We start from the raw sequence: 5,676 nt of genomic DNA, 5'->3' as shown, positions 1-5,676 counted from the left end.
TTTTATTACTGTGATATTCGCTAAGTTTGTAGATTATATCCCTGAGCTAAAAAATATTTTATCTGGGTATATGACACACCAAACACTAGAAGATGAAGCTTTATCGTTAGTCGGTGATATTTTAATAGGATTTGTTATCTTTTTAATGCCATTTGTATATGTTAAGAAAGCACCACCTTTGTTACGGGATTAATAGAAATACATTGTTATAAAGAAGAATTTAAGATTGGTTCGATACTTGGCAGTTTCGCTTAGCTCAAATATGGTAGAGCGTCGCTCTTATTTGAATGCGGCTTTATATGAATAGGAGATATTTTCGAAAGTGAAAAAAGAACAAAGTTACAACAATCTGTACAAGAAGATCGATGCAACATCAAAAACTAGGTTTCACGCGTCAAGGCGCTTGAAGGGACATGCGAAGTTTTCGACTTACTCGGTAGTATTAATTTCTCTAGCTCTTATTTTAATCTCACTGATGCAAGCTTACGAACTAGGCAATAATATTGATAGCGAGCTTGTAGGTTTGATACAAGTTTTCTCCTCTGTGTCTGTATTGGTTTATTCACTTCTAATTGATAAAAATGATTACTCCAACTTAGCTGAAAAAATGTACTCCTGTGCCGCCCAATTAGGCGAGCTTAAGCAAGAAATATATCCAATGCTCGACAAAAAATTCGAAGAGAAGGACTATCAGAAGTATCGAGTAGAATACAACCGTATCTTGAAACTCTACGAAACTCATTCTACTAACGACTTCCGTTCAGATTATTTGCGAGCTCAGTTAGACATGCCTGAGCATTACCCTATGAAATGGCCACAAAGGAAAAAGGTTCAGTCTCAAGTCGTTTGGTCTCTTTTTTGGAACCATCTTTCTTACATTACACTCATCCTAATTTTGGGGTATGTGGTCTGTTGGCTCTGGTTTGGCTAATTAATATAACAAACCGTTCAAGTTTGATTCGCAACACGTGGCGTTTCACTACGCGTTAGCTTCAGTGTTCAAGGTAGTTTGCTCTGGCTTCGATATTGCGTTACTCAAACCTTAATTGGGTATGAGTAACGCAATTTGTGGCTTGTGTCATAGGTTGCACAATCTGGCTAAGTGTATGTTTATCATCATGTTAAAGTAACTCGTATATATCAAACTACGGGCAACCTTATTATGAAAAAAGTTCTATTAGCACTTACCTTTGCTTTGTCAACAACATCATTCAACTCATCGGCTGCATTTGGGCTAAGTGATTTAAAGCAAGATAAAATCTGTCATTTTGCCAACGGTGATGAAGCGAACGCTAAATGTAAAGATGGTGATGTAGCTATGTGGACACCAAATTCATTTGGTAACGAACAGCTACCAATTTTGTATATCTCACTGTTTTGTGATTTTGAAGCACCAATTACTCATACCGTGGGCGGTGTTTCTTGTATTTTTACCACCAAGCGTAAAGCTCAATGGAGCGATTTTGGTATCACAGTTAAGTAACATAGCGTTATAACCCGCATTTAAGAGTAGAGCCCAACGGCAGCAAGCTATCGTTGGGTTTTTGTGTTTTTAGCGTAACGCGTTCTTGGATGATAGTTTCTGGCTTGGTGGGTTTGTCGGCTCATACGTTTAGAACTATGAAAAAATCGGTTTGTTTAAAAATGTTCAGCGTAATAGCAGTCGGCACCGAGTGTATAGCGCGAAAGACGTAAAGTGGCTTGAGTTTGTCATTCGCCTAAAAGAGACGGCCATGCTACTCGAAGAGATATTGGAATACGCTCGATTAAGGGAGCAGGGCAGCAGCGCGGTACTTGAATGTCAGCGCTGCTAGAACAGCACCAACAGAGTTTAGAGTTACTGTTTTTATGTTCAGAGGTGTCGCACTTCGTATTTTCCTCTCAAGGGTTTTATCGAAGTGATGAGGGAACTTATAAGAATTAGGCGTCGTAAGCTATAGAGGGAGGCAAGCTTAAAAGGTATGAAAAAATATATTTGTGGTTCGTTATTTTTACTGATCGTGGTTGTTGGTGCCTACTTATCGTTTGGCGTTTATCGGAACTCTGCTTTCTCAACCAATATTGAAAATGGTAGCTATGGTGAGTGTCTGAATGACTCTGCGATAACGAATTACAGTATTGATCTGTGGAATCGAGAGGATGCTTTTGATGTTCGTTTTGTCGAATCAGGCAATTCTCATTGCTTTGCACCAAAGTTTCCAGCCATTGAGGTTTCGTCCTCAAAAGTGACACACTGGCTACATATTGTGGAAACATCGAGCGGCGCGCAGTTTTCAGGTAAACATGCGTCCTTGGGAAACTTTGGTCCCAATTGGGTTTTTGTTGATGTTGCTAGCCAAGAGAAGCGTGACAGTAGTTACCCATTTTATAGTTTGGGTAAGGTTTTTCGAGATAATCCAGGTTGGACTTCGGCTCCCCATATCACTTTAACTTGGAATGGAAAGTTGTTTGGGCTATCTGAAGTAGAAGGGGTATTCTATTCAGTTGGCGCGGTGTCTTGGGGTTTTAATCTAAAAAGTTGGTCTTTAGCTCCGGAAGCTCTTTCCCCCAAATTACTCGATAAAAGTGCGTGGTTGGAAGTGGTGGAAACACTTAATGATGAGTATCCGGGCTATGTATTCAGTGTTGAATAGGCTATGCATATAACAAAGCGTTGAAGATAATCGCAACATTTGGCATAGAGGCCTGGTGATAGTTAGTGGCTTGGTACTCCGTCACTAACTTGGCACCTCAAACTTGCCTTGACCGAGAATAAGAGGCTATTGATGGCCTCTTATTCGGTGAGACGGGTAATTTTAACTGATCAAAGTAACTTGGTTACGCTTGAGTGGTTAGTACTGTCGTTGACTTGATACCCCAAGGCGCGAATTTGCTCTCGGATTGTATCTGCCTCATCAAATCGCCCCTGTTGTTTCATGCATTGACGTTGTTCAGCGAGCTGCTGAACTTCCTTCGGAATGGTGACCTGTTCAACTTTTTCAAGATCAAGGCCAAATACTTGATCAAAATAAAGTAGTGTCGCTTTTTTATTGGCAGGCTCTATGGAGCTATCGGTGACCTCCCATAGTAAAGCGAGTGCTTGTGGCATGTTCAAATCACGGCTGATATGTGCAAGAAATTCAGCTTTGAACTGGTTGTCAACGTGACCACCGTCAGGCATACCAGTGATTTTTTTTCTTAATCTACGCAGTGCCTTTTGTGCGCCATTCAACCCTTCCCAAGTAAAGCTGAGCTGGCTACGATAGTGACTGGTTAGGGTTAAATAGCGATAAGCTAGAGGGTCATAACCTTTGTCGATAAGGCTTTTTAAACGCAGTGTAGAACCCGACTTAGATATTTTCTCATTGTTCATATTTAAGAAGTAACCATGCAGCCAAAAGTTTGCTTGTACGTGTCCGTTTTTCGCTTGGCATTGCGCAATTTCATTGGTGTGGTGGACAGGGATGTGATCCTCACCACCGATATGTATATCGAAGGTCTCTCCCAAGTACTTTTCTGCCATCGCTGAACATTCAATATGCCACCCTGGGAAGCCATTTCCCCACGGGCTTGTCCATTCCATTTGTCTTTTCTGTTCGCCAGTGAATTTCCAAAGTGCAAAATCTGTCGGATGCTTTTTCTCCGCCATATCAACGCGAATGCCAGCTTCTAAACCTTCCTTATCTAATCGAGCAAGCTTGCCGTAGTCGGGGAGTTTGTCTGTATTAAAATAAATACCATCGCTTGTTCGATAGGTATAGCCTTTAACTTCGAGTGACTGAATAAACGAAATTTGTTCTTGAATATGGTCTGTTGCTCGGCAAGTGATAGAAGGCTTGAGAATGTTGAGCCTTTCGAGATCAGTAAAAAATGCCTTTTCAAAATATGTAGCAATATCCCAAGCCGATTTAGCTTGTTTACGTGCGCCTTTCTCCATTTTGTCTTCTCCAGTGTCACCATCAGACACCAGATGCCCAACATCGGTGATGTTCATGACATGACTAACATGATATCCATTGAGCTGTAGTACGCGTTTTAGAAGGTCTACGAACAAATAGGTACGCAGGTTACCGACATGTGCATAGTCATAAACAGTTGGGCCACACGCATAGAGGCCAACCTCACGAGGTTTAATCGTATAAAACGGGCTAAGTGCTCTATCAAGGGTATTAAAGAGCTGAATTGTAGGTTGGTTCATAAATCATATCCTTATAAATACAAAAAGGCCGTGGATGAAAACATCAACGGCCTAGGAAAGAGAGCGATAGGTTTGCTATATAATAGGTACACTAAAGCGGCCGTAAATGAGGTATTTACAGCAACAACATAGAATTTGAATGGAAGTAATTATTAGCGTCATTTTTTCAAACTAAAATAGATGATTTAAAAAAGCAATACATTTATTCAGTGTTCATGTTTGAACGTCATCGACGTTAGTATAGGCGCGGCCCGCGCTCCCAATATTAGGAATCAACTGAATACTGCTCAAATCTTTAGTGGTTCGTTATTTGCTAATTTAGGAAAATATGTCGAAGGTTTTATTGAAGATCTTGTTCGGCTGGATTTCTATCTGAGGCACTTGCTAAGTAGAAAGTGCCTCATTGTTTTTTCGTTGAAAATTTAGACTTATGGATAAGTAAAATTAGGTCTAATCTAACTAATCTGACACCTGTACTCACAAAAACTCAAATGATTACACCAATTGCTTCCTATGAATTACTCAAAAGGCTTTATAGGAAGTAACTGGATCGTGTTTATATGATAGGAGTAATGAACACCGATTTTTGAGAGTTTTTGTATCATTTGTCTCTTTGCTCGGTGTCTAGGTTTACAGGTTTAGATCATTCCATAATTCACCCTGATGTGGAATATTTGATGCTGTCCCACCATACAAGTTAAAGACCTCAGTCAATGTAGAAAGGCCCAACATTCTCTGCCCTATAGTAAGGAAATCGTACTGCGATAGCTCAAAGTGACCAGACCTTAATTTAAAACCCCAGTTTTTATTGCCAGCGGTAAATTCTAACTGATCGAGTATTGGATGAATTGCTATTTCCTTGCCATTTATATATGTAATATCTCTGCGGTATGGAACGAAGTTTGGCGCCATTTGAAACTTATAGCTACCTTCTCCTGTAACTTGACCAATGGCTGTAAACTTCTGACATTTTTCCTTACCCTTGAATTCAAGCGTGGGTGAGTAAAAAACGATCCCGTCACCAACTGACATTCTATTCAAAGGGGCCGATTTACCATGGCATACTTGGCAAAACCCTCCAGCTACCCCTAACTTAATGTGCTCACGAGAAACAACACCACACCAAAATTTCTTCAAGGTACCTCCTTTACAATGTTTTTATATGATCTGCTATTTTATAAAGTATTACTTTTTATTAGTAATGATGTCAGGGATTTATAGTGTTTAAGTTGACTCTCGGTTAAGCAAGAAAAAAAATCGTCATCAGTATTTTCAACAGCAAAGATAGCTTTAACGATTAAACTTTCTCCTTCAGTTGTTAATTGAACATTAGTATTTCGAGCATCAAGGACTGAGGAGGAACGTTCGACTAAACCACTCAACTCTAGCTTTCGAATTGCTTTCGATAGTGTCATTTTATCAATCTTGGTGTGCTCAACTAAATTAGTTTGAGTAGCTAATTTTTCTTTATCTTGAAACCACTTTAATGAAGCTAGAAT

General features: G+C 39.8%; 7 protein-coding genes and 1 pseudogene. 5 read left to right on the top strand and 3 right to left on the bottom strand.

Annotated elements, in window-relative coordinates; translation table 11 throughout:
• The 5 genes and pseudogenes from BCT81_RS29190 to BCT81_RS18760 all read left to right on the top strand — a co-directional run.
• Nucleotides 1–193: hypothetical protein (locus tag BCT81_RS29190; RefSeq protein WP_157938879.1), on the top strand; the 193-nt coding region annotated here is incomplete at its 5' end.
• Between the two features lie 129 nt (nucleotides 194–322).
• The gene (locus BCT81_RS18780) at nucleotides 323–931 is read left to right on the top strand and encodes an SLATT domain-containing protein (RefSeq protein ID WP_102425452.1); all 609 of its coding nucleotides are present in this window, start codon (nucleotides 323–325) and stop codon (nucleotides 929–931) included.
• A gap of 231 nt (nucleotides 932–1,162) precedes the next feature.
• Nucleotides 1,163–1,483, top strand: coding sequence for a hypothetical protein (locus BCT81_RS18770; protein WP_102425451.1), 321 nt, complete (start codon nucleotides 1,163–1,165; stop codon nucleotides 1,481–1,483).
• Nucleotides 1,484–1,572: 89 nt separating this feature from the next.
• Nucleotides 1,573–1,924, top strand: a pseudogene (locus BCT81_RS18765) (MerR family transcriptional regulator).
• Between the two features lie 37 nt (nucleotides 1,925–1,961).
• Complete coding sequence (locus tag BCT81_RS18760; RefSeq protein WP_102425450.1) at nucleotides 1,962–2,633, top strand: hypothetical protein; 672 nt, start codon at nucleotides 1,962–1,964, stop codon at nucleotides 2,631–2,633.
• 170 nt (nucleotides 2,634–2,803) lie between these two features.
• On the opposite strand, the gene cysS is transcribed toward BCT81_RS18760, so the two are convergent.
• The 3 genes from cysS to BCT81_RS18745 all read right to left on the bottom strand — a co-directional run.
• Entirely contained in the window at nucleotides 2,804–4,177 is a 1,374-nt protein-coding gene (gene cysS / locus BCT81_RS18755) for a cysteine--tRNA ligase (RefSeq protein ID WP_102425449.1), read from the bottom strand.
• Between the two features lie 630 nt (nucleotides 4,178–4,807).
• A complete protein-coding gene (locus BCT81_RS18750; RefSeq protein WP_102425448.1) occupies nucleotides 4,808–5,314 on the bottom strand; it encodes an EVE domain-containing protein in 507 nt (168 codons plus the stop codon).
• A gap of 38 nt (nucleotides 5,315–5,352) precedes the next feature.
• A partial coding sequence (locus BCT81_RS18745) for a MarR family transcriptional regulator (RefSeq protein ID WP_157938878.1) occupies nucleotides 5,353–5,676 on the bottom strand: 324 nt, incomplete at its 5' end.

Source organism: Vibrio sp. 10N.261.52.A1 (assembly GCF_002876325.1).
Lineage (GTDB): Bacteria > Pseudomonadota > Gammaproteobacteria > Enterobacterales > Vibrionaceae > Vibrio > Vibrio chagasii.
The sequence above is the reverse complement of the archived record's forward strand: the minus strand, read 5'-3'. Positions and strand labels throughout refer to the sequence as shown.

Bases quoted from the DNA above. Each gene is read 5' to 3' on its own strand.
- BCT81_RS18770 (WP_102425451.1), top strand. From the start codon at position 1,163: ATGAAAAAAGTTCTATTAGCACTTACCTTTGCTTTGTCAACAACATCA.
- BCT81_RS18760 (WP_102425450.1), top strand. From the start codon at position 1,962: ATGAAAAAATATATTTGTGGTTCGTTATTTTTACTGATCGTGGTTGTT.
- cysS (WP_102425449.1), bottom strand. From the start codon at position 4,177: ATGAACCAACCTACAATTCAGCTCTTTAATACCCTTGATAGAGCACTT.